The organism is Halomonas sp. BDJS001 (assembly GCF_026104355.1).
Classification (GTDB): Bacteria; Pseudomonadota; Gammaproteobacteria; order Pseudomonadales; family Halomonadaceae; genus Vreelandella.
The window spans coordinates 2,419,169-2,445,257 of the sequence record NZ_CP110535.1 but is presented as its reverse complement, the minus strand read 5'-3'; the positions used below and the strand labels follow the sequence as shown (position 1 = coordinate 2,445,257).

The window sequence follows — 26,089 nt, the reverse complement described above, 5'->3', positions numbered from 1 at the left end:
GTCGTAGCGGCGAAGTGTAGCCGCCCAGGAAAGCTTCTGACCAGCCCCTTGAGTATAAGAGGGCGCTGAGAAGAGACAGTAAATTCAACGTTTACATGCAATAATAGCGCTGTATTGATGTAGAGATGGAGAGTCATGGACGCAATTTATACGTTCTTTTTGGTAGGCGGTTCGCTAATGGCCCTCAGTATTCTGGCCAGCCGTTTATCGTCGATGATGGGTGTACCGCTACTGCTGATCTTCCTTGGGCTAGGCATGCTAGCAGGTGAGGAGGGCGTGCTGGGCGTTGAGTTTGATGACTACTCTATGGCCTTTGCCATCGGCCACCTCGCATTGGCCATGATTTTGTTGGATGGTGGCTTACGTACCCGCCTCAAGACCTTCCGGGTGGGGTTTAAGCCCGCGCTCTCGCTTGCGACCTTTGGTGTTTTTATCACCAGTGCCATCGTTGGCATTATCGCCATGTGGATTTTTGACCTAACGATAGTGCAGGGCCTGCTGGTCGGCGCGATCGTAGGTTCAACGGATGCTGCCGCGGTTTTCTCCATGCTTAGCGGTCGCGGCGTTAATCTCAATGAGCGGGTAGGGGCGACGCTGGAGATTGAGTCGGGCACCAACGACCCGATGGCGATTTTCCTCACCCTAATGCTGGTTGAACTGCTTGTCGGTGATATTGGTGGGCCCCTTGAAACCCTCCTGTTCTTTATGTCCCAGTTTGGCATTGGTTTGATCGTCGGCCTGGGAGGCGGTTGGCTGAGTGCCAAGCTGCTGCGCTGGCTCGATTTAGCCCCGGGCCTTTACGCCATGCTGGCGCTGGCGCTAGGGTTCAGCGTGTTCGGTTTAACCAGCGTACTGGGCGGTAGCGGCTTCTTAGCGATTTACCTGGCCGGGTTGATGATTGGTAACCAGCCAGGACGCCACCTAAACTTTATTTTGCCTGTTCACGATGGCTTGGCGTGGCTAAGTCAAATCGGCCTGTTCCTGGTGCTTGGCCTGCTGGTCACCCCCAGTGAACTGTGGGACGTGGCACTGCCTGCGGGTTTAGTGGCGCTGGCGCTTATCTTTATCGCCCGCCCGCTGGCCGTGCTGATCACTATCAAGCCGTTCTTTAAGTTTCGCTGGAGGGAAACCCTCTTTATCGCCTGGGTAGGTTTGAGAGGGGCAGTGCCTATCGTACTGGCTATTTTCCCGGTTATCGGCGGGGTCGAAAACGCCTCGCTCTACTTTAACGTCGCCTTCGCTGTGGTCTTGATGTCGCTGCTGATCCAGGGCGGCTCGCTGACGCTGATGGCCAAGTGGCTGAAGGTGGAGGTGCCGGTGGGTACCGTACCTAACCGACGCGGCCCGTTGGGCATATTGCCGGAAAATGACTTTGAGCTATTTGTCTATGGGGTCGAGAACCAGGATTTAGAGGACGTGCCCATCCGGCTGCTGCGTTTTCCGTCAGGGGCGCTGATCTCGGCGCTGTTCCGCGACCACACCATGCTGCACCCCAAGGGCAGCACACGCTTAAAGCTGGGCGATGTGATTTGTGTGATCGGCCGTTCAGAAGACTTGTACGCCCTTAACAGACTCTTCAATGGCGATGCCAAGCTTAAACAGGAGCGCGCCTTCTTCGGTACCTTTACCCTGGATGGCAGCGCGCAAATGCAGGACATCGCCCAAGCCTATGGTCTAACGCTTAGCCCCGGCGAGCAGAACATGACACTGGCGGAGTTTATTGCCCTGCGCGTGGGTGGCCACCCGGTGGTCGGGGACGACGTAGACTGGCACGGCATCCATTGGGTAGTCAGCGATATGGAAGGCGGAAAGATTACCCGCGTCGGGTTACGTTTGTACTAAAAGACGTTGACTTCCAAGGAAAAGCTGTTAGTATACGCACCCATAAGCCGGAGGGATGGCAGAGCGGTTGAATGCACCGGTCTTGAAAACCGGCATAGGTTAATAGCCTATCCAGGGTTCGAATCCCTGTCCCTCCGCCACCTCGATACTAAAGCCCCTGATTCGTCAGGGGTTTTTTCGTTTCTAGGCTCTGCGTTTTCTGCCTAGCATGCTTTCTATTGAATGCATCGGTCTTTCATTGTGCTGGGCTTGTGTTAGAGGTTCCTGCACAGTCTCCGCTGGTGTACTGCCTAATGTGCGATTTCCTAGCTGGTTCATTGCATCTCTTGCGCGGTGCGGCGCTAGGTGCGCGTACTTCTCTGTCATCTGTACAGTGGAGTGCCCGAGCACTTCTTTCACGTCCAGTAGCGGTACGCCTTAGCTGACCATCCAACTAGCGCACGTGTGGCGCAAGTCGTGTATCCGGAAGTTCGTAATGTGCGCACTGGTGCACGAGCTCTTAAATCCTTCCCGCAGATTTCCAAGTCGTTCACCATCAGCCTTCGCGAACAACCATTCGCTTTCCTTCTTCGTCTGGGGGGCAGCTACCACCTCAGCGGGATTCGGCGTGGCTTTCTATTCCCGTACTTGCAGCCGATTACCTGAGGCAAATCAACCGTCATTCATGGGGTTGAATAATTGCTTGGTAATCTGCCTTGGGCAGTGCCTGCAGGTTCATATACGACACGTGAACGGCCATTTCTGTCAGTGTGAACGTCGCCAGCTCATCCATGAGAGAAAGGGCAAGGTCGTAGCTGGAGAGGCTGGTGGCAATCCCCGGTGTCCAGTGGTGAGCTTTGATGGCGCGGGCTATTAGTACCTCTCGATCGGAGTCGAGGGGGAACGCAGCGCCTCGGTAGGCGTCACGCCAGTGGTCGCAATAACAAGCAACGACAAACTCTCGGAAAGTGTTGACCAGCATTTTGTGCAGTGCTTCGAGGTTTTCGACGCCCGACTCTGGCAGGTTACTGTATTCCCGCTGCATCTGCTCGAGCTGATCCCAACGCTTGTGGTAGGCGGCCTTGTCCAACGCTTTCCCCTTATCCCTAGTTTAGAGGCCACCAATATAGCGATGCTGGGTGACTTTGCTCAATTCTTCTTTGGCGTGAGGCTGGGCTTTCTATTTCAGGGAATTGCTATGAAAAAGGCTCCGCCTATTCACCAATATCACATGGGAAGTAATGCAATGCTCCCCAAGAGATGGAGGGTAATGTTCTTTTTAAATCAATCCCTAAGTGATCAGCTTCAATAAGCGTTCCCACTTGTTGAGAATAACCACTCCTTTTGTGCGCCCGAGCTGCACACAAGTATCGTTAAAAGCAGGCCTACGAAGGCCTTCTATATCGGGGAAATCGATCAAAGCGATCCTGCACGTTTCACATTCGTATTCTTCAAAGCTGTAAGCAGCTTTCTTCATGTAGAGCCTCTGAAAGCGTCTCCTTGCCTTGCGACATTGAGCTGCGTGCTTTTTGGGATCTATTACAAAATCCAGCATGGTACTTACTGCAACAATGACACCACTGGTAGCGGTCAAAAACGTGTGCTCAGTGATCACTCCTGCAAAAGCAGCACTACCACCAAAAAGACTGGTGAACGTGAACACATTGGCCATCCTGCTAAAAAGCCTTTGCTGCAGTTGCATGTACCTCACCATGTAACAGGTGCCATCAATAGCCTCTTCGAACGACATTGGGTCGTGCCTTTCAGAAATGCTGGGAAGGCTTATATCTTTCATGTCATTACATCCCTACCAGGAGCGTATGCAGACTTCGTCTTCAGGAAAGTCTGGGTCATCAGGAAAACGAGGTTCTGGTCTGGGAATCCTTATCGGTGGAATACATGGGATCTGGCCCGGAGGATCCCATTCTCCGGCTTGGCATCTCTTTTGAAATTTCATCGTTTCTCTCCGTTACAGAATGTTAAGGAGGGAGTGGTCATTTTCAGTTTAGGACTGGTTTTAAAAAACCGCCTAATGTTTGTGGCCGGAGGTGCGCCATGACCGAAGAACGCGCATTCCGCGGTGTATGGATACCCGCTGAGATTTGGCTGAATCGAGAGCTCTCACTGCAAGAGAAAGTGATGCTGATTGAGATCGACAGTCTGCAGCACCCGCAAAAAGGCTGTTTCAAGAGCAATAAGAAGCTGGCGGAATTCTTTGGCCTCTCGCCTAACCGTGTTTCCGAAGTAATCAGCTCGTTGAAAAAGAAGGGCTGGATTCGTGTGGATCAGGTACGTGAAGGCAAACAGATTGTTGAGCGCAGGATCTTCATGAAGCACCCCTCGATAAGCCGAATAGGGGTACTCGAAAAACCGTGAAGAGAGGGGGGCAGCAAGGAGAATGGCGCAAGCGAACGTGAAGCCATCCGTGCTTTCGTGGGCGGGCTCGACCTGCTGATAGTGGATGAGGTCGGCGCGCAGCTCGGTACCGAGTGGGAGCGCTTGATGCTCTTCAAAATTATCAATGAGCGCTACAAGCAGATGTTGCCGACGATCCTGATTAGCAACTTGGAAGCCGACAAGCTCGAGGAGTATCTGGGCAAGCGCATCATCGACCGTATGCAGGAAGGTGGTGGTGCCACGCTCAAGCTTGATTGGGGCAGCTACCGAACTCAGCGAGGTGCCGCATGAGTAAACCAGCAACTAAGCCGTTTGTCTCCCGAGCCAGCAGTGTGACCAAAGCGTTAACTGCCATTGGCAAACTGCCCAAGGTGGTCACCGACGCTATCCAGCTGTGGGGTGACGTGGAGATCGTGGTGCGCAAACGCCAGGTCAAGCGCAGCCTCGACCAGAACAAGCTCCAACGTAAATGGATGCTCGAGGCGGAAGCTCAAGGCGACCAGACCGCCGAGGAGTACCGCGGCTACTGCAAGCTGCACTTCGCAGTACCGATCCTGCGCTGGGAACTGCCCGATTTCTGTGAGAAGTACGACCGCATCGTGAAGCCATTGCCGTATGAGCTGAAGCTCGAGCTTATGCAGGAGCCGTTGGACTTCCCCTGCACCCGACTGATGAGCAAAGACCAGAAGACCCGCTGTCTGGATGCGGTGTACCAGCACTTCACCAGCTTGGGCATGCGGCTCACCGATCCCAACCTGCGCGGCTTTCGTCCAGATGAATACAAGGAGGTGGCGTAATGCTCCCCAATGAGTGTTATCTGCCCACCAAGCCGCACCGCTGCCGCCAGTGGCTGAGCAACGTGCATGAGATTGAGAGCTGCGTTTTGTGTGGTGCCTGGGGCATCCAAGCCGCTCATAGCAATCAGCACCGTGGCCGTGGGCAAAAGGCTAGTGATGCACTGACTGCTGCGCTTTGCCCAAGGTGTCACGGCGAAATTGATAACGGCAAAGAGCTAAGCCGGGAGGAGCGCCGTGCACGTATGAACGAAGCCATTGTGTTGACGCTGGACGCGTTAGCCAGACGTCAGCTAGTGAAGGCGGTGAAGTAATGAAATGCCCTACGTCATGGCCAGACGGCCGCAAGCTGGGCGGGGAGAACGGCTATTCGCCTGAGTGGGCTCGGGAGTGCGAGGTGAAGTTCGTCGCTCGACAAATGCTGGCTGTACCTAAAGAGCAACGTAAGGCGGTATTCGACCAGTGGGCAAAAGTGTTTACGCACATCACTCAAGAGAAGGTGAAAAGCGTGTGGGATCAAGTCGTTAACGAAAGAAAACGCAACGGTAAGGGCAACAAAACGCAACAGCTGCGCAACAACGCAACGGTAGGGGGAAGTGATGCGATATATCTCAGCTCGACAGATGATCTTTGACGCGTATCACGAGCAGCGTGGCAGTGTGATGGCATATGCGCAGGAGATTGCGCGAATGGGTGCGCAAGTGCAGACGACCCAGCGCAACAACAACGATTGGCGCATTGTGAATGGGCTGGAAGCGGGGGCTGTGATCAGTGCCGTTGAGAACCAGCCAGCGCACTTGGCAGCGTTGGCCCGTTACTGTTTTGGGCCTTTTACCAAAGATGAGCTAGCAGGGGATAGAGAAATTGTCGAAATAGCCCTGTACCAGCAAATGATTCATGAGTGTGTGAAGCTACCAGGGCAGGGCAAAGGCAAGCCGACTGTTCAGCAGCTTGAGACCCTTCGTTACCTGTGCATGGCAGCTCTGTACCACCATAGCGAGGTGACTTGGCCTTATTCGAGGCAGGGTTTGCACTCGCCTAAGGCGGTAAAAAAGTGGTTTAATGAATACTTAGATGCTGAGATTGATGTGCGCTTCTGGACTCGCAGAGATAGAGCTACTTGGGGGCGAGTTTGGGGACAAGCATCGTTAATGCTCGATCAGTGGGAGCGAATAGCGCTGTTTCCACTATCTAAGCTGGTTAATATTGCAGCTTAATAATTTTTTGATAAGGACTGCATGTGCCTGATAACAATTGGAGAGAAAAGGTATTAAAATCTACTGGAGTTTTTGAAGAGCATGAAACAGATTTAGCTTTAATGAAATTGCTAGTGCTCGACAATAAGCCAGAATATTTTTACCGATATAGGTCAGGGCGCGACTACGATTTGAATGCATTGAAAGATGGATGCGAATATTTGTCATACCCCAATGATTACAATGATCCTTTTGATGCTCATATTTTTATAGATAAAGAGGTCGCTATAATTCCTGCTCTGAATAAAAGAATTAATGAAAAGATGACGCCAGAGTTTAGGCAGGTGGTTAAATATTTAACTGGTCATGACAAGCTCGATATATTTGGTGATCGTGCTGATAGGCAGCTTTTAAAGAAAGCAAGAAAAAAATTGGTTCTAGAGCATCTTCATTACAAAAATCCTGTGATTATTTTTCTAAAAAATGTGAAATTCTAGAAAATAAACTTGAGGAACTTTTAGATAATGATATAAGAGGGTTGGCTTTGATATGCTCTTTTACGACAGAGAAAAATAATTATCTAATGTGGTCGCACTATTCTGATTCTCATAAAGGATATTGCCTTGAATATAACTTTCCTGGCCCTGCAATTGACAGTGGGTTAGTTCTTCCAGTTTCCTATCGTCATAGTCCAGTTGATGTGACGAATCTTGTAAGAAAATCGGGCGCTGGCAATAGAGGAATTTTAGTCCGGGCAGCAATGGGTAGTGCTTTAGTGAAAGGAAACCCGTGGGAATATGAGGATGAGTGGCGTTATGTTTGCTTTGCAGAAAGACATGATCGAGAGTTAAAGGGGCTTAAGCTGAATAGGGTTCTTCTTGGTTGCAACGCTAGTGATGAACTCCAACATAAAGTCATAGAAATATGTCGAGAGAGAGGGGTTGGAGTAGTCAAGCAGAAAAAATCGCCAAGTTCTTTTGACTTGATCGAAGGTGAACGGTTGCTTTAGTTGTTGAAAACTGCATCAATTCGTACTACGATATTATCACTATCCAATTTTGCGCCCTGGCTTTGAGCCAGGGCGTTTTGCTATGAGGCCCTGCGAGTGCCGCCGTTGCTGCCAGAGTACCTAAGCCAGCCTGTTCAGATTGCCGTCCAGACTGTTTCGATCACCGACTGGTGGCCTGTATGGGTTGCTGCGGCGGCAACATTAATAGGAAGTTTTGGGGGAGCTTGGATAGGTGGCCGTGTGGCGTATCGCAGCGCAGTCAAAGCTAACCAAGAATTGCTGAGGCGTCAAAAATTAGAAGAAATTTTAATGATAGTTGGCGACTTAGAAGACAAGTTATTACCTGTTGTCGGTTCAATTATTGTAGATTCAGATAAGTTTACTGACGCTGAAATTCTTAGAATTAAAGAGGCTTCAAAGAAAATAGAATTTAGCTTAACGATGAAGCTTAGAATGCTTCTTAAAGTCTATAGCTCAGATTTGGTTGAACGATCGAACATGCTTCATGTTAGGTTGGTTGTTATAAGGAACAGCTCTAACCAGGCAGATACAATCCCACATCACTCGCGTGAAGAACTGCTAACTAACCCAGGTTTTGATTTTCAAGTTTTATTGGGGCAGATAAGGGATGAACTCATAAATAAATTGCGCTTAAAAATTTGAGACTGTGTAATATTTTAATTCGGCCCTGCCGTTCGGCGGGGCTTTTCTATTTATAGCGGACGAGACAGGCGGCAAGACGTCAGGCCCATAACCAGGAGAGAAGTGGTTCAATTGCACTTTCCGCTATCAATTACTTCTGTCGTGAGACATCAGATAATTACCATGACTACCTTTCTCAAGCAGCGGTTGTCGCCGCGGTCATTAGCAGCCGCTAGGGCTGATACGTTAATCACTCGTCTGGTCATGACCTAATCTGTTAGATATGATTGAGAGGGACTTGTTTTGAAGTCGCGGCTGCTGGATACGCTGGATTGAGTCAATAATCCTTGCTATCTACATTGACTACTGGGCTAATGTCCAACTCTGTTTCGCTTTAGTTGTAAGCTATTTACCTACAACAAGGGTCTCATTGACCCTTGGCTATGCGCTGTTGTTATCTGGTGCTGAGGTAAAACTAAAACTAGAGAAAAGGGAGCAACCGCATGGCTGATCGCAGAGTAACGGCTACAGGCAAAGATAAAGATGGTGATATCACCAAGCTTTGTAAAACTGGTGAGTGGTGGTCGCCCGTTGGGAAGGCAACCGCAATTAACGAGATTGAGCAAGGCACCCATTCTTATTATGTCCAAGATGGTTCCGGCAACAGGGCTGATATTCACGTAGTAGGTTCAGGCACAAGCAAGTACCTGCGCACAAACGCTGATGCTTCTTCGTCTAATAATCTTGATAACTTGCCTGATTGCTAGAGCATCTATCAGGAAAATAGGCGTTAGGTATATGCATGATTTGGGTGGAAATATTGCAGTCCGTGTCTGAAATGGCTAACCTGTCTTAGCTGCCCATCTCATCGCCTCGATTCTATCGGGGCGTTTTAGTATTAGCCAAAAGGAAATCTCCCTTTGAGTACATTCACAGCTCTTCAGGATGTCATTCAGCACCATTTTAACGGTAAGGCTGCCGAGCTGCAGTCATTTGTAAAAACGGGTTACTCTTTCGAGGAGTGGTTCAACTGGGAGCTTTTCTACGCTCTGCAGGTATCCGAAAGCGACCTTAAACCCAAGCCAGCTTATCGCCATGTAACCGACCTGCAAGCCTCTAAGAAAACTGGTGATGTGTATTTCACGAAAGGTGGGCATAGCTACATTGTTGAAGTCGCGCTGGTTCATGACTACACCAGTGATAAGAAGTGGCGTGACAAAGTGCATTGGGATCGTGACCAGCTTTTAACCCTCAAGGGAGCTGATAAGGTCATACCTATTCAGCTGCTTGTGCTTGTATCGAATCACGACGATATGGAAGCGTCGTCTGACTGGATGAACTGGCTCAAATCATTAAGTTTTTGGGGTGATGCCAAAGATATTCAGGTGAAAATTCGGTTACCTCAGAACGGCCAAGCGTGGATCGTAGGTTGGGCAGTTTAAGCCGATTGATTCAGTAGCGGTATCAAAGTTGCAGCCTGTGCCTGAAATAGCTAGTATTTTCCCACTAACCCATTTTGCGCCTCGGCTTTGCCGGGGCGTTTTGGTATTAGACCCTGCGAGTGCCGCTCGACATAAAAATTGGATTAGGTCGTCTTACAGACTATCCTTCAATGAAGTAAATACATTGAGGGATTCAAAATGGATGACTTTGAACTCGGGGACAATGAGCAGGCCATTGAAGAACTTATCGAGTTAGGGTATCTGGACCATGGTTCCAAGGAATATGGTATTACAAGGCAATTTGTGAATGACGGGTATGATTCTCTAAGCACAAAGCAAAAGCATATTTTCAATCAATCAACAGGCCTTCTGATGAAAAATGCTAAGTGCCTCGTTTGCGACAACAGTATCCCTTTCTCAGAACTGCCTGTATTTTTGGAGGAAGGTGATCAGTTATGCAGCTATCACCGGAATTCCTCTTTTAAAAACGACTAATTGGTATCAATTTTATAATTAGCTCCATCGGTTTTCGGTGGGGCTTTTCTGTTTCTACTGTCGTGAGACAGCAGGTGTCCGTATGCCCCGTATTACTCCCCAAGCCGCTGGCGGCAAGAACGTCTGCGCGTTTCTCGATGTGTTGGCGTTTGCCGAGATCGGCAAGCCGATGCTTAAAGACCCACGCACCGATGACGGGTACCGCGTCATTGTGGGCTCTATCCCTAGCAAGCTGATTCTGCTGGATGATTACACCGACCACCCGCGCCAAAGCGTGAAGGTGCGTAAAGGCCTGTACTCAACAGCAGCAGGCCGGTACCAGCAGTTAAGCCGCTTTTGGCCTCATTACCGCGACCATCTTGGTTTGCCCGATTTTGGGCCAATCAGCCAAGACCGTTGCGCCATTCAGCAAATTCGAGAGCAGCGCGCCTTGCCCCTCATTAAAGCGGGCGAGATTGCCGAGGCTATCTATCGGTGCCGGAATATCTGGGCATCGCTACCAGGTGCAGGCTACGGCCAACATGAGCATTCATTAGAGCGCCTGCTGCTGGAGTTTAAGCGCGCCCAAGGTGAGCTGTGTGCTAACGACCAGACCTGGTACGAGCGCGCCAAGTTACGGAGGGCGGCGTAGTGCCCCAGGAGCGCGACGTGAAACCCTTAGTTTTCGAGCGGCATATGCAGACAGGAATCCAAGTGCTGCTGGTGGCACTGATCATTTGGGCGGGTACCGAGCTTGTGAAGCTAGGGCAGCAATCGGTTGTTCTTGAGGAGCGACTGACAACCCAGGGCTTAATGCTCAATGAGCTTCGCCAAGAGCTACGAGAATGGGGTGATACCTACTACCGCACCACGGACGCCAGGCGTGAGCTGGATGAGATAGAAGGGCGTATCGATAACTTGAACAGCCGCGTGTCGGCGCTGGAGACTAGGCAATGAGCATTGCAGCTAAGGCGTTATCGGTGATTACCGGCCCGCTGTTCAGCGTAATCGACAAGGCAGTCACCGACAAAGACGAAGCCGCCCGACTCAAGCACGAGATCCAAACTCAGTTGATCGATGCTGAGGACAGTGCACTCAAAAGCCAAATGCAGGTGGTATTGGCAGAAGCGGCTGGTGAGAGTTGGCTGCAACGTAACTGGCGCCCGATTCTCATGCTCACGATTGTGGCAATCGTCGCCAATAACTACCTAATTGCGCCGTATCTGTCTGCCATGTTTGGCGTAGGCCTGACGCTGCCATTACCCGAAGCGCTCTGGAATCTCATGACGCTAGGTGTTGGTGGCTATATCGCTGGTCAGACTGCCGAGCGTGGTATTTCAAGTTGGCAGAGTGGACAGGTGGCCAAGGAGCAGGCCAAGGCGCAAGGAGTGTATCGAAATATTCAAAGTGGATGACATCCGAGTCTTGGGCTGGGTTGAAGTCAAACAATGGTGGCTATGACTTGATGACCCGGGCTGTTGGAGCAGCCCGGGATTGTTTTACTTCTTCTCCTTGCGAACTCCCTTGAAGGGCGTCTGGTCACTTGTCTTCTGATCCATAAATCGGCCAGTAGACGTGTCACGTTTTACCCAGTTACCCGAAGGAGTTTGTGTCTGAGACCGGCCCTTAACGGCGCCATTACGCTTACCATCTCCTGATGGAGGGTTTGTTGCCATGTTGATCACCTCGCTAGTGAGATCATGTTGATCGAATTAATCTTCGATCATTTATAAGTGTACATCTGTTGGAGTATTTAAATGTCTGTTTCTGAGTTTTCTAGACAAAAGTCTCTGACCCCTCTAGGCGAGGCAGCATCTGAGCGTTTCGAAAACAAGGTCAAGGAGGCGGTTGAAGAGGCTATTGCTGAAGGACTCTGCTGGGGGATGATTGTGGCAGTTCTGCATCAGGCAGTGCACTGGATGCATCGTAGGATAGATGAGGAATAATCGAATCTCGCTGTAGTACAGGAAAATGCGTATTTTGCTAAGTTCTCGCTGTGAAGCGACAAGGCAACGCTGTGAAGCGCCGCCTAAGGCCATGCCGTGAGGCAGTGCCACCCTAGCCGCTCGCTGTGAAGCGTCCGGCACCTTTTGATATGCTCACCTTCATACGACATAAGCTATGAGGGTGAGCATGCACGAGCTACGTGTAGATACGTACCTAACTACCAGAACTGCTAACCTTCTGAAGTCCCATGGTTTCGATGTATCGAAGGAAAACCCAATGCTTCAAACGCTTGTTGATACAAAAGCATGGTGGGACTTAGAAGGCTTCGGTGAGAGAAGCAGGGACGAGCTAAGCCAGGCATTGATGACTGTTCGCAGAGGGTGTAAATGATTCTGTGTAACCGCCCAGGTTATACATAGTCGCTAATTCGGTCTTCGAACTCGATCATAAACCGATTTAGTGCAGCTCTCCAATTCCGAATTGGCATCGTCCATTTCTTCGACGCGTCCATGATGGCGAGGTAGACCACCTTGCGCGCCGAGTCGTCCGTAGGGAAGAGCTTGCGCTTCTTGATCGCTTTACGGATGACACTGTTAAGCGATTCAATGGCGTTGGTCGTATAGATCGCCCTACGGATATCCTCGGGGTAGCGGAACAACGTATTCAGGTTGGGCCAGTGATTGCGCCAGGAACGACTGATGTGGGGGTACTTCTCATCCCAGCGGCCGGAGAACTCGTCCAGTGCCTGCAGCGCCTCTTCCTCGGTGACTGATTGATAAATACGTTTCAGATCGGCAGTGACCGCCTTATAGTCCTTCCACGGCACATACTTCATCGAGTTGCGCATCATATGGACAAGACAGAGCTGGATCTGGGTCTGTGGGAAAGCCGCGCTGACGGCGTCGGGGAAGCCTTTGAGCCCATCCACGCAAGCGATGAGAATGTCTTTTACACCGCGGTTCTGGAGTTCCGTGAGTACGCCTAGCCAAAACTTGGCGCCTTCGTTCTCTGAAAGCCACATACCCAGCAGTTCCTTGTGCCCTTCTAGGTTGACGCCCAGCGCTAGGTAAATGGCTTTGTTGATCACCTGCTTGTCCTGCCGGATTTTTACCACGATGCAGTCCAAATAGACGATGGGGTAGACCGGATCCAGCGGGCGCGATTGCCATTCCACAACCCGCTCGATCACAGCGTCTGTGACTTTCGAAATCAGCGTGGGGGAAATGTCGGCATCGTACATCTCCTTGAAGGTTGCGACGATCTCACGGGTGGTCATCCCCTTGGCATAGAGGCTCAGGATTTTATCGTCCATCGAGGTAAAGCGGGTCTGGCCTTTCTTCACCAGCTGTGGAGTGAAGCTGCCTTCACGGTCGCGAGGCGTATTCAACTGGAATTGCCCGTCCTCGGTCTTCAGAGTCTTGCTCGTGTAACCGTTGCGGCTGTTGGCGTTGTCTGAGGGTTGGTGCCGCTCGTAGCCCAGATGCTCATCCAGTTCGGCATTGAGTGCCGCCTCGACGGTGATCTTGGTCAGCATCTAACTGAACTCGTTGAGGTCTTTTTCAGTCTTGAGGGTTTTGGCTGCCTCGCGTGCGAAGGCTTCCAGTTCTTTCTTGTTCATGTCGCCTATCCTTACCCAGTCGGGTTCAATAATAGGCGGTTTACACAGTTTTATTTACAGGCTCTGTTCGCAAGAAGACGCCAGACTGCATTGCTTCAGCGATTGAGCTGCTTGAGTTGCATGGTTACTCAGTTATGCCGCCCTTAAAGAGGCAGGTCTGAATCTTTTATCTCAAGTATGTTTGCGAGCTTTTGGTTTGCTCTGTAGCGTTTCCCTACTTTGCCTAAAGTTAGAAAGGAATGTAAGGCGACACTGAAAACTACTATTAATGCTATTATGTAACTGTAGGCCATTGTTTTGTTCTCAAATTCAATGCTGTTTGGAAGAATGATTGCCATATAGCTTACAGATGATACTAAAGTGGCGTAATATGTGAACGCCACGAGTGACATAATGATGTCATAAAACTTTTTTCCTCTTATTCTGATTATTTTCTTTGCTGTCGTGCAGTAATAAAATAAATGCCCTGAAATCTGATAAGATTCAAGTGACACTTCTGGATCTGGCCTGTTAATGCAGAGTATGAAAATTTTAGGGCAGGCTGTCTTTTGATCACAGTAATCATATATGTAGTTTTTTAGTGTGCTTTCATGCTTCTCTTCTATGGGGTATTTGTGTTCAATTGTTCTAGAAAGCTCAAGTAGCTTTGTTTTTTTCTCAATGTGGAGCTTTTTACAGGATAATGAATAATTGAATGTAAAATTCAAACCTGTGAAAACTGCGACAACAATAGCACCAAGTGCAGCGATAAATTCATAGGGTGTGACTGATTCCATCGTCATTCCATATTGCAAATTAAGTTTAATCTTTATTAGATAACATTAGGGCGCTGCCAGCAATGGTGGCGTTTTTTTTATGGCTAAAAAAAACGACTGGGAGCTGATCGAGCGGGAATATCGCACCGGTCGTTTCTCGCTCGCACAGCTTGAAGCACGCCACGGCGTGAACCGCTCGAATATTTCTCGCCGTGCCAAGAAGTATGGTTGGCAGAAGGATCTAACTGAGCGCGTGCGGGAACGCACCCAAGAGAAGATTACCCGCGCCACGCTTTCGCCTGAAGCGCAAGCCGCTTACGACCAGGATGATGAGCAGGTGGTTGAACAAGCGGCCAGTGAGAATGCCGCTGTGGTTAAGGGGCACCGTAAAACCTTGGAGCGCTGGCGGGGTATTGCTGAGCGTTATGCCGAGCGGCTGGAAAGCCAGTTGGCTGAAGGCAAGATCAAGGTTGAGCTTCCCACTGGCGTGACTGAGATTGATATTCCCTTGGAGTACGTCGGCAAGTGCATGGGGCACGGTACCCAAGCGCTCGACCGCGTTATCAAGCTAGAACGCCAGAACTATGGCCTTGATGCCAACGATAAAGATGAGGGCGTTAAGACGTTTGAAGAGCTAATGGCAGAGGTTGCGCCCAGTGATTCTGCCGCCGAGTGAGCGGGCGCGCCAGGTCAAGCGCGCAGAGGCTTATCTGCGAGCACATGCAAAGGGTAGGTTAACCGACAAAGCCGATCTTCTGGCAGCGCTGGATCTAAAGTGGTTTCGGCTGAACTCGCTCTACAAGATCAAAGATAAGTCGGGTAAGAAAGTCCGCTTTAAGCCTAACAAGGCGCAGCGAGAGCGCTACCTGAACGGCCATTGCCTTGACCTGATCTTAAAAGCTCGTCAGCTGGTTTTCACCACCTTTGAAATGATCGACGCGTTGGATGATTGTCTGTTCAAGGACAACTTCGCTGCGGGCTGTATCTGTCACAAGCTGGAAGATGCTCGGGACATATTCCGGAACAAGATTACCTTTACCTACGAGAACATCGACGACGCCTGGCATGCACTGCTGAAAATGCTGGGTACCAAGATCCCCACGGCGATCAGCGACAAGAGCGGTAGCGGTGCCTACGTTTTTGATAACGGTTCAAGCATCAAGGTCAATGCCGCTTACCGTCGCAGTCCATCTCGCGATCAAACTGGCATCCACAATGATGTCCTGCTCAGCGATGCGTTTAGCCATCGCTGAACGAGGGGGCACATCAGCTGCTGCTCTCTCGGTGCTATGCATCCTGGATAGGCGAGCTACTCAAATCTTGATGTTGTAGTCGACGTACTTATGCATTAGCTCATCATAGGTGCCGTCTTGCTTGATCTCTCTCAGTGCTTCATTGAACTGCTCCGCCAACGCTTCATTGCGAGGGTGGAAGGCTGCCGCGACTCCGTGTCCGAAATAGCTCTTGGGCTCGCGGATCAGCGGCGAGCTGGTAGCGATTCCGCTGCCTTCAGCATTGACTTGGAGTGACGACAGCGCGAGTGGGTAATATCGTCTATGTGACCGGCTCTAGCATCTACAGCAAGATCTTCGTCCGTTGCATAGCGTCGTACGTCGACAAGATCGCCATAGGTATCGGTAATGTATTCATCGCGGATGGTGCCACGCTGCACACCTACCGAAAGACCTTCAAGAGCTTCATGATCCTCAATATCAATCTCTTGGCCTGTCAGTGTCACCCAAACACTAGGGTTGCTGTAGTAGGGTTCGGAGAACAGTACCTGTTCGCGACGTGCATCGGTGATCGCCATGGAGGACATGATAGCGTCGTATTTGCGTGCCAATAAACCAGGGATGATGCCATCCCAGCCTTGCTCCACCCACTCGCACTCGCGTTCGATGCGTCGACACGCTTCTTCTCCCAGCTCCACCTCGAAGCCAGTCAGAGTGCCATCTGGTAGACGATACTCGAAAGGCTCGAAGGGAACGTCCACGACGGCGAGACGCAGCGGGGTATCAGGGTGGGCTGGAACGGCGAATAGTAGTGATGTAAGTACAGTTGTTATACCTACTGAGAGGTGGGACATATTGCTTTCTTTTTTTCGTTTTTATATCAGGTTTTGGTTAAATTAGCATGCCCCCCGTGGAGGATCTACGGTTTGCTGATTAAACTGCAAGAGCCAATTCTCCGACCGTCAAGGCAACCGACACTTTGGCTTTCTTTTTCGGGTTGTCCGTTGCCGACGCTGCTGCATGGCTAAGGATCTTACCCAGGCGTTCAGCCAATACGCCGCCGTCCAAGTCCTCTAGGAACTTGGTCACATCGGTTGGGTGGGACATTGCGAGTACTCCGTAGAGTGGGTAGTGATGAATAGCAGGCATCAAAAAGGCCACCTCAGTGGGTGGCCTTAAATCAGCGCGTATTAAGCGATGGAGCTGCGTTAGCAGTCTCCTGCAATCCAACGGTTTTCTTGGGTCGTTGTAATTGTTTCGCTACTAATCAGCTCGGTCTTGGAGGTAGTGTGCTCTTCGCTATGCTGCGTAATGGTGATATTAATCTCAACATCTTGATCACCGTATGAATTAGACGCAGAAGCATGAACTGTGTTGCCGCTCTGCGTGAACTCAATATCAGTAAATCCAGCCTCACTGAAGTCACTGCGAAATGCCGCTTCAGGGTCTTTAGCTTCCTCTTCTGTAATACATTGCTGATCGGTCATTTCCTGCGGGGTCTCACCACCAAGAGCATTACTTTCAATGGTCTGTTCCCACAGACCTGGCTTCAATTCAAAAGCCCAAGCAGGCAGCGAAGCTGTTACCAGCAGTGTGGCAATTAGGCTCTTCCGTAGCATCTTTTTCTCCAATTATAAAATAGATGAAGGTTACGAGTGACTGGCTTTTGTTCTCAAATTTATGAGTGTGTATAAAAGTTTAACAGTCTTCTTTAACCCAATGTCCTTCTTGAATTATTGTGAATGGCTCCCCACCTTCAGGACTTACCTCGCTAATGGTTCTAGTGTGTTCATCACTATGTCTAGTCATTGTTACATCCATACTTATACTTGGATTGGATGCTGTAATAGCTGCTGTCACATTCAGAGTGTTTTCACTATGTGTAAATACTAAGTCATGAGCATTCGCTGCCGTCATACTCTCCCGAAAAGTACCTTCAAGATCGTCAACCTCTTCTTGAGTAATACACTCCTCATATGCTAGCTCTTGCGTTAATTCTGGAGGGAGGTTGCCTTGCATATTTCGTGTCATTTTCCAATGACCTGGCTTAATATCAAGACTCCAAGCAGGCATTGAAGCTGCAACCAGCAGCGTAGCAAGCAGGCTTTTCTTCAGCATTCTTTTCTCCTCTCATTTAGAATTTAAGGATGTTAAGAATAACTCAAGTTAGGGCTGAAATGTTAGCGGGGCTATATCAAGCGGCCAGTTGTTCCATGGCATCGCTATAGCCAGACCAGTTATCGACGCCCATGGCTTCCAGGGCGCGCAGCTTGGCTTGATCGGTTAAAAGCTGGCCGTACTCACCTCGGCTGATCGTGACCGTTTCTGGTTTTGGATCCAGTGCGGGTGCAGTTGCTTCTGAGTAAGAGGCAGCGGCGGCTAGTGGTTCTGGCGTTGTTGGGGTGCCAGGGCTGCACTTATTGGTTGAATTCAGGTTTAGGCCTTTCTCCATTGCCTATAGGCTGGTGGTACTATTGATGTACTTATCAAGGTCGAGATAAAACACAAATAACTTTCCTTTCAAGTACTTTCCAGTGCCTTGATGCTGGCGCGGTCTTTTAATATTTTCCGCCACGCTTACGGTGGGCATGATACTCCCCGCCATCATTTCACCGTGTGCTTATGGAACCTATTCCTCTGTTCGCAGTTCAATAGGATTGGGTACGGCAAAAGGAGATCTGCCATGCAGCATTTCGATAAGTGCGAACAGTGCGGTAAGGAATACAACCCCGTCGTTAATGAAGCCTCAAAGGAAATCCCCAAATGCGATGCTTGTGGTGCTGAGTTAAACGTGCGTGTCTCTCGCTCTACGTTTGATGTGGACGCAGAGAACGATGATGAGCATCTCGTTGAAAAGGGCTTGCGAAAGGTGACTGATGGAATCACCGGTAAAAAGACGTAGTTAGCAGTCCGATGACCACCGTCTAGTAAACAAACTCTTAAGTGTGCTTCTTTCATGATGCCCCCCCTTGATCTGATACTGATAGCAATAGGGGGCATTCTGGCTTGCTTCGCTCACTGAAAATGCTCAACGAATAGATCGTCATAGAGGATTATATTTATCAGATGAACGTTTTCGATGCCAAATGCCTGTGCTGTCCGCCTATCTACCATTATTCATGTGGTTGAATAAGTGATTGATACTCCCCCTTGGGAAGTGCCTGCAGGTTCATATACGAAACGTGAACGGCCATTTCCGTCATTTTGAACGTTGCCAGCTCATCAACCAGAGAAAGGGAAAGGTCGTAGTTGGTGAGGCTAGAGGCAATGCCTAGTGTCCAGTGGTGAGCTTTGATGGCACGGACTATTAGCACGTCTCGATCAGCGTCGAGGGGGAGTGCAGCACCTCGGTAGGCATCACGCCAGTGGTCGCAATAACAAGCAATGACAAACTCCCGAAAGGTGTTAATCAGCATTTTGTGCAGTGCTACGATATTTTCGACGCCAGACTCCGGCAGGTTGCTATATTCCCGCTGCATCTGCTCGAGCTGATCCCAACGCTTGTGGTAGGCGGCCTTATCCAACGTTGTCCCCTTATACTTAGTTTAGAAACCAGCAATATAGCGGTGTTATATGGCTTCGTTCAATTCCTCTTTGGCCTGAGTGCTCGGCTTGCCAATACCGTAACTATTCAAATAGGACATATTTTAAGCGCTGGTATCGCTAGCAGACCGTTTGCTTCCTGCGCCTGACCTAACCCCTAAAACTAACACCATGAATTCGGCTAGGTTTCCAGCTAGTCTAGACAGAGATTGATGCCAAATCCGTTACCACGAGGGGAGAACGCTATGCGGCAACGTGACGAATTCGTTGAAGAAATGAAAGCCAGGCTCGACGAGTGGAATGCTGATATCGATAAGTTGTCTGCCAAGGCGCGTCAGGCGAGCGACGAGGCGAGGGTGAAGTACCAAGAGGACATCGAGCGGCTCAAGAAGCGACAGGCGGAAACGCAGCAAAGGCTCGAAGAGCTCCAGCATGCCAGTGGAGCGGCCTGGGAGAGTGTCCGTCAAGGTATGGAAGACTCTTGGGAGCTAATGCGCAAAGCCTTCCGGGACGCCTCTGATCGTTTCAAATAGCTATCATCGTTTCAAATAGCTATCAGCTGCCACAGTCAGCTGGGGTCGCGACCCTCCTGAGGTTGCGACTTGTTACCTTCTTGAAGACGCTCAATGGAGGCATTTCCCTGCTTCGCCAGGGCCGCCATGCGGTTGATTTGCTCGTCCAGACGGGGCAGGGCGTCTTGCCGGTAGCTGGATAGATCGTCAATGGCACCCATTACCTCCCTGAACGCCTCCTCGAGTACTTGCATGTCGAGCATTGCGGAGGAGGCCCGTTTCTGGATATCCACGCCTTGTTGACGTAGCGCTTTGGCGGTGCCGCCAATCATCTGCGCTGTGGTGGTGTTAAGGGCTTCGATGCGATCCAGCACTAAGCGCTGATTCGCCATCGCCATCGCCACAGTGACCGCGACGGTGAGCGCCGAGACGGTGACGTTAATCGCCCTGTCCACACCGCGCATCAACTCTCGGTTGTTGCGGATGATGACCTCCAGCGCCAGCACGCCTTGCTGACTTACAGCCAGTTGCTGCTGTAGGTCGACGATGCGCTGACGCAGGGGAAAGAGCAACTCCTCCTCTAGGAAGTGACGCCGCGGATCATCACTATCGCGAGCGGCGATTTCATCTTGCAGACGGCGATCGATTATGCGGCCCAGGGCAATTTGGCGGTTCAGCTCGCCTAGTATTTTAGTTAACGCCTGCTGGTCATCGTTCAAGGTGAGGTTGTCACGGTGTAGCATGTCGCGGCCGCTTTCCAGATCTTCGATGATCGCGTCAAGCGCTTGTTGGGTATTCTCGAACTTGCGAAAGTAGCGCTGCAGACGACTGTCGAGGCCGGGAATGACCGCCAGAACGCGATCCAGCGTGGTCGGCGCCAAGCGGTGGCGCGCGGGATCGAGCCCTTCCATGCGCCCACGCAAATCGGTCAGTGCCTTGGCAACTGGCCCGCCTTCGTCACCCTGGTGGGCCAGCTTGCGCAGCGGCGTTTGTAGCATGGCACTGCGATGGGCTGCCTGCTGTTGCAACTCAAGCCCCATCTCGTCAACGGCACGGCGCTGGCGAATCGTAGACTCCTCATCACCTTCGGCAAGGATATCCTCGACAAAGCGGTCGGCCATGGCTTCAAGTTCAGGGTCTATTTCAAGATCTATCTCAAGGTCTATGCCATGCGCGTCAGTGGCGGTCGAATCGGCCTGACTAGCTGCGAAGTGTCTGGCTTCCAACTGATCAGCGATCTCGTCCACCGGTGGCAGGGAGAGTCGACGTCCGTCATCAGGTTGCTGAGCCATAGAGTTCTCCCAAGCTATTAAAATGAGCGATTTAAAAAGCGCTATCAAAGTAAACGATTAACGAAAAATATAGAGAAAGCTACGCGGTGGCAATGAAGGTTGGATTACTCCTTGCGTGCATAACGCTCGGCGCCTTCTACAAAGAGGCGCAGATCCTCCAGCGCTTTCTCAGTGGTGACCGACGCCTGGGGACGGGCCGTCTCGATACGGGCCATGGAAACAGCGGTATCGTCGAGGACGGTCAGGGCGGACTCGATGCGGGCGGAGAGTTTATTCAGGCTATGTTCGGTCTCCACGAGCAGATCAAGGCGCCGCACCAGGGCGGCCCGTTCCTCATCGCTTAACCGTTTGCCCTCCCGCTCCAGCCGACTTCTCACGTAGTTGCCATCCACACTCACCACTCCGCGTGCCTGTGACGCCATGGTTGTCAATGTATCAACCGCGCCAAAGCACACTTGAGTGACCAGCCCTTGCGAACGTTCGAAGGCCAGTTCTCCAGTGTGGAACCGCTCACCCAGTACGTCCATCACGTGACGATAGCGGCTGTAGAGCCGATCGGAGAGGATCGCTAGATCGGGGCGCTGGACGTCGAGTAGGCGCTGCTTTACCCGGCACATGGCCAATACCAAATCGTTGGCTCCCTCGGGTGGTCTTGCGGGATCGAGCACCAGGACGCCCGCTTCAAAGGCATTGCGTTCTTCCTGAGCACGGCGACGCTGTGCTTCAGCCTCTCTTTGGGCCTCATGGCGACGCTGGCGACGGCGGGACAGCCAGCCGCGTAGCGTTCGCTCGGCGGGGAGTGCCACAGGAATGGCAACAAGGCCTGTAAGCCAACCAAACAGGCTAGGGCTGAACCCACCCCATAGGGAGGTCAGCCACAGCAGCATGCTGATGGAAGGGACTACCAAGCAATAGCGGGCGATCACCTGGAGGCGACTGGGCGCCATCACTGGAACCGCCAAGCCAGGATTGAACAGGCCGACCAGTAGCCAGGGCAGGCAGGTCATAAACAGGCCATAGGAAAATCCCTGCAGGAATCCCAACATAGATATGGCTATCCTTCAGTCATGGAGCGCAAACAGAAGTGTAGAGTAACCGAGGTTGGGACGCTAAGCACCCGTTGTGCAACGGCAGGGCGCTGACTGTGAACTGCTATTTAATCTTACCGGTATTGGTAGCCAAGGGTTCGTAGGCTGAGCAAGCGTTTAACAGGCCCGCCGCTTGAGGCTTTAGAATGGTTGCCGATCAATAGCGCTTTAGAAAGTATTTCAATCTAACAGTGAGATAACCTCTACAACAATTTCACAAAAACTCTACAGTTTAATTGCCATATGTAACTGGATCGACTAACTTAGTTACACGGGTGCGCTAAAAACTTTCCTAATGCTGGCTTACTCAATAATCGCTCCTGCACACAACTGACCGTGGCTCAGTTCACTTGGTGCGCTCCAATCTCAGCCCAGTCAATTTGGGTCAGCCAGCAAGGAGGACATCGAATGTCGATATCATCAGAAAAGCAAATGCCCGAAGCAGTAGCGGCTTGGCGTGATCCGGAAATGGACTCGGTCAAAGGTACGGAGACTCCCAAAGATCCAAACAAAGGTTATATCGCTCTATTGGGCTGGAGCATCAATGCGATCAAGGCGGCGCAAAAATTTGACCGTCGTTACATCGTTGTGGCGCCCGAGTGGGCAGCAGATTTCTGCACCGCTAATAATATTCCTTTTATTCCATGGGACTTTATTCGTCTGAATGATCGCTCCATGGAAATTGCTGTACGGTTGAAGGAAGAGGGGGTTGATGTTGCCATCCCGCTGTTTGAAGAAACCGTTGAGTGGTCGGGCGCGATCAACTCTGTTCTCCTCGACAGCCCACGCATGTTCGGGCAGTCCATTCTGTTCCGCGACAAGGCATTGATGAAGCGCCGCGCGCAGTTGGGTGGTATACGCGTCGGGATATTCGAAGAGGCGCACGAGAAAGAGGATGTTGTCCGCTTTATGAAGCGCGTCAATCAGACGTTGCTTAAACTGGATGGTGATCCGGATGACCCGATTCACGTCAAAGCGTTCGACAAGGCCGGTTGTCTTGGCCACCGCATGATTCGCACAATAGAAGAGATCGATAACATCCCGGATGAAGAGTATCCGCTGCTGATGGAAAGCCACTTGAGCGGATGGGAGTTTGCCGTTGAAGCCTGGATACACGATGGAAAAATTCAGTTTCTGAACATTTCGGAATATGTAACGTTAGGCTACTCAGTATTTGTACCCGCAACCGCAGAGCTCGAGAGCTGGCGCAATGCGATTACCAAGCAGATCGAGTTGCTGATCAAAACCTTCGATATCCAGTTTGGCTTGATTCATCCCGAGTACTTCGTGACGGCTGACGGTGAAATGTACTTTGGCGAGGTTGCTTACCGCCCCCCCGGTTTTAAAGCGTTTGAGCTGATTGAGAAGGCCTACGGATTTAACGCTTATCAGGCATCGATGCTGGTGTTCGATCCGAAAAGTACCAAAGAGGAGGTGGCTGCCTTCTTCCCCAAAGAAGTGGTCGATGCTAAGGGGTATGCAGGCTGCTTTGGCGTGTATCCACGCCGTCGTGTGGTCAGTAAGCTGGAAATGCCCGAAGAAACGATTAATCACCCATACTTCGAGTCACATGAACTGGTCGCCCCCGCTGAAGAGACAGTGCCTGACCGGTCAGCCTTCGGAACACACTGGGGCCTGATCTTCTTCTTTGGTGACGACCCCATCAAAATGCGCGATCTGCTGAAAGCCCAAGAGGATCTGGACTTTTACGTCTAACCTTGGTTAATGCAGTAAGCTGAACCCTGGGCGCTTTTATTAGTATCAGGCGGTCTCAACACCCTGATGCTGGTAGCAGCGCCTTTTTTGGCTTTTCCATTTAAGTATTTCGCGACTACTCTACCTGTTCCAGCAAGACCGCCATGATATCGTCCATGGTGACAAAACCTAGCAGGTCGTTGTCTTCCAGTACCAAAATGCGCTTTACCCGGTGTTCGGTCATCATTGCTGCTACCTGCCGTACTGACAGGCTTTTGCCGACCGACAGCGCTGGTTTGGCGCAGGCGTCATAGACGTTAAGAAGGTCGATATCGCCTTCCTCAGCCACCACTGTTTTAAGAATATTGGTGTAGGTGATAAGCCCATAGGCATCGTTGGGATGCTGCTTCTCAACAACCAACGATTTTACGTTGTGCTTCTTCATCAAGCTTAGCGCTTCCCGAAGTTTAGCAAAGGGGGAAACGCAAGCTACATCGCTAACCATCACATCCTTGACCAGTTTCATCACTGAAGCTCCTCAAATATTCTCTTTCAAGTGTTGTTCAAATTTATGGAACTGGGATACGTCAATGCCGCCGAGATGCTCTAGCGGAAAGGTAAACACCAGCCCCTGAGAGTCGTTTTCCTGGGGCATCAGTAGCTGTTGGATGGCTTTTAGAATTTGCAGTGACAGGCTTTTTTCGAGCACCATTACCAGAACGCTCTGGCTACCGTCGTAGGTAAGCCCGAAAAAGGTTTTCTTAGCGGTATTGCTTATGCCACGACCTGTCATCACGGTAATGCCCCCGGCGCCAAGATCACGGGCGGAATCGATGCATTCCTGTTCCTGATCTTCCGGAACAATGGCAACGAGAACGGAAAACTTCATGAGTGCACCTCTCTGCGATTTGTCCACCAATGCATCACAATGGCATAGGTCATAACGGTAACAATAGGGAAAATAGACGCGAAAGCAATCAGCCCGAAACCGTCAATCAGGACGCTGCGGCCCTCAATATTGGCGGCTAAACCAATGCCCAGCGCGGTTACCAGCGGCACGGTGACCTCAGAGGTAGTGACTCCTCCCAAGTCGTAAGCCAGGGCAACGATATATTTAGGCGCTAGCGCGGTCAGGATGATCACTAGTGTGTAGCCGCCTATGATGTAGTAATGCATTGAGCCACCGACAATGATGCGGTGCACTCCAATGCTGATGCCAAGGGCCACGCCAAGGGCAACCAGCAGTCGAATAGCGTTGCCGTTAATCCGCCCTGCGGCAGCTTCTTCTGCTTGCTTACCCACCGCCAGCAACGCTGGTTCGGCCATGGTGGTAGCAAACCCAATCATAAAGGCAAATAGATAAATAAAGCCGAAGCGTTCCAGCTCGATGAGTTGTTCGGCCATGCTGGTGCCGATCGGGAAAAGCCCCATTTTGAGGCCCACCACAAAGGCGTAGAGCCCAAAAATGACCAGCACAAAGCCAAACACTATTTTGCGAGGGTTAGAGAGTCCGCGCCGCAGCACAATGTATTGGAAGAATAGGATGGTTAGTATGATGGGCAGCACGTCTCGCAACATCTCAGCCAGTTCCAACAGCATTTTAAGCGCGCCGGAAATTGCGTTACCTTCACTCTTTGGAGCCAACACCTGAACATCGTCTAAGCCCTCGCCGCTGTAGACGATAATGCCGTAGAGCTGCACGGTGATCATCGGCACCATGACGGCCAATGCAACCAATCCAAAACCATCGGTCAACGGGTTTCGGCCGCGGATGGACGCGGCCAGGCCAATCCCCAGGGCAGCAATCAGGGGAACCGTGACAATATTGGTGGTAACACCCCCTGAGTCATAGGCCAGGCCAATGATTTCTTCCGGGGCAAACCAGGTGACAATGACAACCGTGATATAGCCTATGATCATAAACCAGTGCAGAGGGTAGCCGATGATAATACGGAAAACCCCCAGCGCAATGACCATGCCGACGGAGATGGCAACCAGCAAGCGGAGTGTGAGTGCATCAATTTTGCCAGCGCTAATATCCTGGGCTTGCTGAGCGACCGCAATTAGCGCCGGCTCGGCGACCACAGCAGAAAATCCCATCGCAAACCCAAACGCCAGTAGAATCGGCACCGAGCCTCTTTTGGCAAATTGATTGGACAAACTTTTGCCGACCGGAAAGATGCTCAACTCAAGGCCCTGAAGAAACAGCGCAACGCCTACCGCCACGATTAACAAACCGACTGCCATGCTCAGCGTATTTTCAGGCGCTTGTTGAAGTACGACCAATTGGAAAAACACCACGACCGCCACAATCGGCAACAAATTTTTCAAGGCGTGTAACAACGATTGGCCGAAAGCGCGAACGTAGAACACTGAGTACCTCTCTGTTAGCGATGAGCTTGTGTGCCTGTGGTGTATCAGGTAGCTAAACAATAGCATGTTAAAGCCCACTGAAGATGACTTGAGTCAGAGACGATCAGACTCGGTGACTTCCCCTATCTAAGCAACCATCACTTATATTGTGGGCGTTAATCTCGCACGTACGTGCCTATGGTCAAGCGGTGGAGCCTTCGTAGTGAAAAACCAGGTTCGCTGACGCCTTGGCGTTATCGGCCAATGACTCCTATGTTGT

The 26,089-nt window shown here is 50.9% G+C and carries 36 protein-coding genes, 1 tRNA gene and 2 pseudogenes; 23 read left to right on the top strand and 16 right to left on the bottom strand.

Annotation, left to right across the window (positions count from 1 at the left end):
• The first annotated feature begins 135 nt into the window (after positions 1-135).
• Together OM794_RS11325 and OM794_RS11320 are read left to right on the top strand one after the other, a co-directional pair.
• Positions 136-1,842 (top strand): potassium/proton antiporter, encoded by a 1,707-nt coding sequence (locus OM794_RS11325; RefSeq protein ID WP_226250011.1) that lies wholly within the window; start codon positions 136-138, stop codon positions 1,840-1,842.
• A gap of 49 nt (positions 1,843-1,891) precedes the next feature.
• Positions 1,892-1,982, top strand: a tRNA-Ser gene (locus tag OM794_RS11320).
• A gap of 518 nt (positions 1,983-2,500) precedes the next feature.
• On the opposite strand, the gene OM794_RS11315 is transcribed toward OM794_RS11320, so the two are convergent.
• Both OM794_RS11315 and OM794_RS11310 read right to left on the bottom strand, forming a co-directional pair.
• Positions 2,501-2,911, bottom strand: a complete 411-nt coding sequence (locus tag OM794_RS11315; protein ID WP_211594369.1) for a hypothetical protein — start codon at positions 2,909-2,911, stop codon at positions 2,501-2,503.
• Positions 2,912-3,112: 201 nt separating this feature from the next.
• Complete coding sequence (locus OM794_RS11310) at positions 3,113-3,616, bottom strand: hypothetical protein (RefSeq protein WP_226250010.1); 504 nt, start codon at positions 3,614-3,616, stop codon at positions 3,113-3,115.
• Between the two features lie 260 nt (positions 3,617-3,876).
• On the opposite strand from OM794_RS11310, the gene OM794_RS11305 reads away from it, so the two are divergent.
• The 16 genes and pseudogenes from OM794_RS11305 (at position 3,877) to OM794_RS11230 (ending at position 11,721) form a co-directional block, all read left to right on the top strand.
• On the top strand, positions 3,877-4,197 hold the full coding sequence (locus tag OM794_RS11305; protein WP_226250009.1) for a helix-turn-helix domain-containing protein: 321 nt from the start codon (positions 3,877-3,879) through the stop codon (positions 4,195-4,197).
• 33 nt (positions 4,198-4,230) lie between these two features.
• Positions 4,231-4,509, top strand: a pseudogene (locus OM794_RS11300) (hypothetical protein); the annotation flags it as partial.
• Complete coding sequence (locus OM794_RS11295; RefSeq protein WP_226250008.1) at positions 4,506-5,015, top strand: hypothetical protein; 510 nt, start codon at positions 4,506-4,508, stop codon at positions 5,013-5,015. The pseudogene OM794_RS11300 and the gene OM794_RS11295, both read left to right, overlap by 4 nt.
• Complete coding sequence (locus tag OM794_RS11290) at positions 5,015-5,326, top strand: hypothetical protein (RefSeq protein WP_226250007.1); 312 nt, start codon at positions 5,015-5,017, stop codon at positions 5,324-5,326. Before OM794_RS11295 ends, OM794_RS11290 begins: the two co-directional genes overlap by 1 nt.
• Positions 5,326-5,646 carry a hypothetical protein gene (locus tag OM794_RS11285; protein WP_226250006.1) on the top strand — a complete coding sequence of 107 codons (321 nt, stop codon included), beginning with the start codon at positions 5,326-5,328 and terminating at the stop codon, positions 5,644-5,646. The genes OM794_RS11290 and OM794_RS11285 overlap by 1 nt, the downstream gene beginning before the upstream one ends.
• Before the next feature lie 55 nt (positions 5,647-5,701).
• Positions 5,702-6,229 carry a hypothetical protein gene (locus OM794_RS11280; protein WP_226250005.1) on the top strand — a complete coding sequence of 176 codons (528 nt, stop codon included), beginning with the start codon at positions 5,702-5,704 and terminating at the stop codon, positions 6,227-6,229.
• 23 nt (positions 6,230-6,252) lie between these two features.
• The gene (locus OM794_RS11275) at positions 6,253-6,705 is read left to right on the top strand and encodes a hypothetical protein (RefSeq protein WP_226250004.1); all 453 of its coding nucleotides are present in this window, start codon (positions 6,253-6,255) and stop codon (positions 6,703-6,705) included.
• An 86-nt stretch (positions 6,706-6,791) separates the two neighbouring features.
• Positions 6,792-7,217: a DUF2971 domain-containing protein gene (locus OM794_RS11270; RefSeq protein WP_226250003.1), complete on the top strand. Its 426-nt coding sequence runs from the start codon at positions 6,792-6,794 to the stop codon at positions 7,215-7,217.
• A gap of 96 nt (positions 7,218-7,313) precedes the next feature.
• Positions 7,314-7,880, top strand: coding sequence for a hypothetical protein (locus OM794_RS11265; protein WP_226250002.1), 567 nt, complete (start codon positions 7,314-7,316; stop codon positions 7,878-7,880).
• A 482-nt stretch (positions 7,881-8,362) separates the two neighbouring features.
• Positions 8,363-8,626 carry a DUF3892 domain-containing protein gene (locus OM794_RS11260; protein WP_226250001.1) on the top strand — a complete coding sequence of 88 codons (264 nt, stop codon included), beginning with the start codon at positions 8,363-8,365 and terminating at the stop codon, positions 8,624-8,626.
• A gap of 153 nt (positions 8,627-8,779) precedes the next feature.
• Entirely contained in the window at positions 8,780-9,301 is a 522-nt protein-coding gene (locus OM794_RS11255) for a hypothetical protein (RefSeq protein WP_226250000.1), read from the top strand.
• A 198-nt stretch (positions 9,302-9,499) separates the two neighbouring features.
• Positions 9,500-9,796, top strand: a complete 297-nt coding sequence (locus OM794_RS11250; protein ID WP_226249999.1) for a hypothetical protein — start codon at positions 9,500-9,502, stop codon at positions 9,794-9,796.
• 82 nt (positions 9,797-9,878) lie between these two features.
• A complete protein-coding gene (locus tag OM794_RS11245; protein ID WP_226249998.1) occupies positions 9,879-10,427 on the top strand; it encodes a glycoside hydrolase family 104 protein in 549 nt (182 codons plus the stop codon).
• A gap of 17 nt (positions 10,428-10,444) precedes the next feature.
• On the top strand, positions 10,445-10,732 hold the full coding sequence (locus OM794_RS11240; RefSeq protein WP_226249997.1) for a hypothetical protein: 288 nt from the start codon (positions 10,445-10,447) through the stop codon (positions 10,730-10,732).
• Positions 10,729-11,190 carry a 3TM-type holin gene (locus tag OM794_RS11235; RefSeq protein ID WP_226249996.1) on the top strand — a complete coding sequence of 154 codons (462 nt, stop codon included), beginning with the start codon at positions 10,729-10,731 and terminating at the stop codon, positions 11,188-11,190. The genes OM794_RS11240 and OM794_RS11235 overlap by 4 nt, the downstream gene beginning before the upstream one ends.
• A gap of 342 nt (positions 11,191-11,532) precedes the next feature.
• The gene (locus OM794_RS11230) at positions 11,533-11,721 is read left to right on the top strand and encodes a hypothetical protein (protein WP_226249995.1); all 189 of its coding nucleotides are present in this window, start codon (positions 11,533-11,535) and stop codon (positions 11,719-11,721) included.
• Positions 11,722-12,131: 410 nt separating this feature from the next.
• On the opposite strand, the pseudogene OM794_RS11225 reads toward OM794_RS11230, so the two are convergent.
• Both OM794_RS11225 and OM794_RS11220 read right to left on the bottom strand, forming a co-directional pair.
• A pseudogene (locus tag OM794_RS11225) lies at positions 12,132-13,340 on the bottom strand (IS256 family transposase).
• A gap of 143 nt (positions 13,341-13,483) precedes the next feature.
• The gene (locus tag OM794_RS11220) at positions 13,484-14,116 is read right to left on the bottom strand and encodes a hypothetical protein (RefSeq protein ID WP_226249994.1); all 633 of its coding nucleotides are present in this window, start codon (positions 14,114-14,116) and stop codon (positions 13,484-13,486) included.
• A gap of 79 nt (positions 14,117-14,195) precedes the next feature.
• Here OM794_RS11220 and OM794_RS11215 point away from each other — a divergent pair, with 79 nt between their 5' ends.
• Together OM794_RS11215 and OM794_RS11210 are read left to right on the top strand one after the other, a co-directional pair.
• On the top strand, positions 14,196-14,771 hold the full coding sequence (locus OM794_RS11215; RefSeq protein WP_265154603.1) for a hypothetical protein: 576 nt from the start codon (positions 14,196-14,198) through the stop codon (positions 14,769-14,771).
• A complete protein-coding gene (locus OM794_RS11210) occupies positions 14,752-15,348 on the top strand; it encodes a hypothetical protein (protein ID WP_226249992.1) in 597 nt (198 codons plus the stop codon). Before OM794_RS11215 ends, OM794_RS11210 begins: the two co-directional genes overlap by 20 nt.
• A 60-nt stretch (positions 15,349-15,408) precedes the next feature.
• On the opposite strand, the gene OM794_RS23375 is transcribed toward OM794_RS11210, so the two are convergent.
• The 6 genes from OM794_RS23375 to OM794_RS11180 all read right to left on the bottom strand — a co-directional run bounded on the left by OM794_RS23375 (position 15,409) and on the right by OM794_RS11180 (position 17,779).
• On the bottom strand, positions 15,409-15,573 hold the full coding sequence (locus tag OM794_RS23375) for a transporter substrate-binding domain-containing protein (protein ID WP_413229678.1): 165 nt from the start codon (positions 15,571-15,573) through the stop codon (positions 15,409-15,411).
• The gene (locus OM794_RS11200) at positions 15,573-16,181 is read right to left on the bottom strand and encodes a transporter substrate-binding domain-containing protein (RefSeq protein WP_264167901.1); all 609 of its coding nucleotides are present in this window, start codon (positions 16,179-16,181) and stop codon (positions 15,573-15,575) included. Before OM794_RS11200 ends, OM794_RS23375 begins: the two co-directional genes overlap by 1 nt.
• Before the next feature lie 79 nt (positions 16,182-16,260).
• Complete coding sequence (locus tag OM794_RS11195; RefSeq protein WP_226249991.1) at positions 16,261-16,434, bottom strand: hypothetical protein; 174 nt, start codon at positions 16,432-16,434, stop codon at positions 16,261-16,263.
• Positions 16,435-16,535: 101 nt separating this feature from the next.
• Positions 16,536-16,946, bottom strand: coding sequence for a DUF3617 domain-containing protein (locus tag OM794_RS11190; RefSeq protein WP_226249990.1), 411 nt, complete (start codon positions 16,944-16,946; stop codon positions 16,536-16,538).
• A 79-nt stretch (positions 16,947-17,025) separates the two neighbouring features.
• Positions 17,026-17,445, bottom strand: coding sequence for a DUF3617 domain-containing protein (locus OM794_RS11185; protein ID WP_226249989.1), 420 nt, complete (start codon positions 17,443-17,445; stop codon positions 17,026-17,028).
• Positions 17,446-17,521: 76 nt separating this feature from the next.
• Positions 17,522-17,779, bottom strand: a complete 258-nt coding sequence (locus OM794_RS11180; RefSeq protein WP_226249988.1) for a hypothetical protein — start codon at positions 17,777-17,779, stop codon at positions 17,522-17,524.
• Between the two features lie 231 nt (positions 17,780-18,010).
• Here OM794_RS11180 and OM794_RS11175 point away from each other — a divergent pair, with 231 nt between their 5' ends.
• Positions 18,011-18,229: a hypothetical protein gene (locus tag OM794_RS11175; protein ID WP_226249987.1), complete on the top strand. Its 219-nt coding sequence runs from the start codon at positions 18,011-18,013 to the stop codon at positions 18,227-18,229.
• 211 nt (positions 18,230-18,440) lie between these two features.
• On the opposite strand, the gene OM794_RS11170 is transcribed toward OM794_RS11175, so the two are convergent.
• Positions 18,441-18,851 carry a hypothetical protein gene (locus OM794_RS11170; RefSeq protein ID WP_226249986.1) on the bottom strand — a complete coding sequence of 137 codons (411 nt, stop codon included), beginning with the start codon at positions 18,849-18,851 and terminating at the stop codon, positions 18,441-18,443.
• Between the two features lie 264 nt (positions 18,852-19,115).
• On the opposite strand from OM794_RS11170, the gene OM794_RS11165 reads away from it, so the two are divergent.
• Positions 19,116-19,403 (top strand): hypothetical protein, encoded by a 288-nt coding sequence (locus OM794_RS11165; protein ID WP_226249985.1) that lies wholly within the window; start codon positions 19,116-19,118, stop codon positions 19,401-19,403.
• Between the two features lie 35 nt (positions 19,404-19,438).
• On the opposite strand, the gene OM794_RS11160 is transcribed toward OM794_RS11165, so the two are convergent.
• Both OM794_RS11160 and OM794_RS11155 read right to left on the bottom strand, forming a co-directional pair.
• Positions 19,439-20,674: a toxic anion resistance protein gene (locus OM794_RS11160; RefSeq protein ID WP_226249984.1), complete on the bottom strand. Its 1,236-nt coding sequence runs from the start codon at positions 20,672-20,674 to the stop codon at positions 19,439-19,441.
• Between the two features lie 104 nt (positions 20,675-20,778).
• Positions 20,779-21,720: a cobyrinic acid a,c-diamide synthase gene (locus tag OM794_RS11155; RefSeq protein ID WP_226249983.1), complete on the bottom strand. Its 942-nt coding sequence runs from the start codon at positions 21,718-21,720 to the stop codon at positions 20,779-20,781.
• A gap of 510 nt (positions 21,721-22,230) precedes the next feature.
• On the opposite strand from OM794_RS11155, the gene OM794_RS11150 reads away from it, so the two are divergent.
• Positions 22,231-23,478, top strand: a complete 1,248-nt coding sequence (locus OM794_RS11150; protein ID WP_413229677.1) for an ATP-grasp domain-containing protein — start codon at positions 22,231-22,233, stop codon at positions 23,476-23,478.
• 115 nt (positions 23,479-23,593) lie between these two features.
• On the opposite strand, the gene OM794_RS11145 is transcribed toward OM794_RS11150, so the two are convergent.
• Genes OM794_RS11145 through OM794_RS23270 form a run of 3 tightly spaced genes read right to left on the bottom strand, consistent with a single transcriptional unit; the run spans position 23,594 to position 25,830 of the window.
• A complete protein-coding gene (locus OM794_RS11145; RefSeq protein ID WP_226249981.1) occupies positions 23,594-23,983 on the bottom strand; it encodes a CBS domain-containing protein in 390 nt (129 codons plus the stop codon).
• A 12-nt stretch (positions 23,984-23,995) separates the two neighbouring features.
• Positions 23,996-24,346 (bottom strand): transcriptional regulator, encoded by a 351-nt coding sequence (locus OM794_RS11140; protein ID WP_226249980.1) that lies wholly within the window; start codon positions 24,344-24,346, stop codon positions 23,996-23,998.
• Entirely contained in the window at positions 24,343-25,830 is a 1,488-nt protein-coding gene (locus OM794_RS23270; RefSeq protein ID WP_319001087.1) for a DUF1538 domain-containing protein, read from the bottom strand. The genes OM794_RS11140 and OM794_RS23270 overlap by 4 nt, the downstream gene beginning before the upstream one ends.
• Positions 25,831-26,089: the final 259 nt, after the last annotated feature.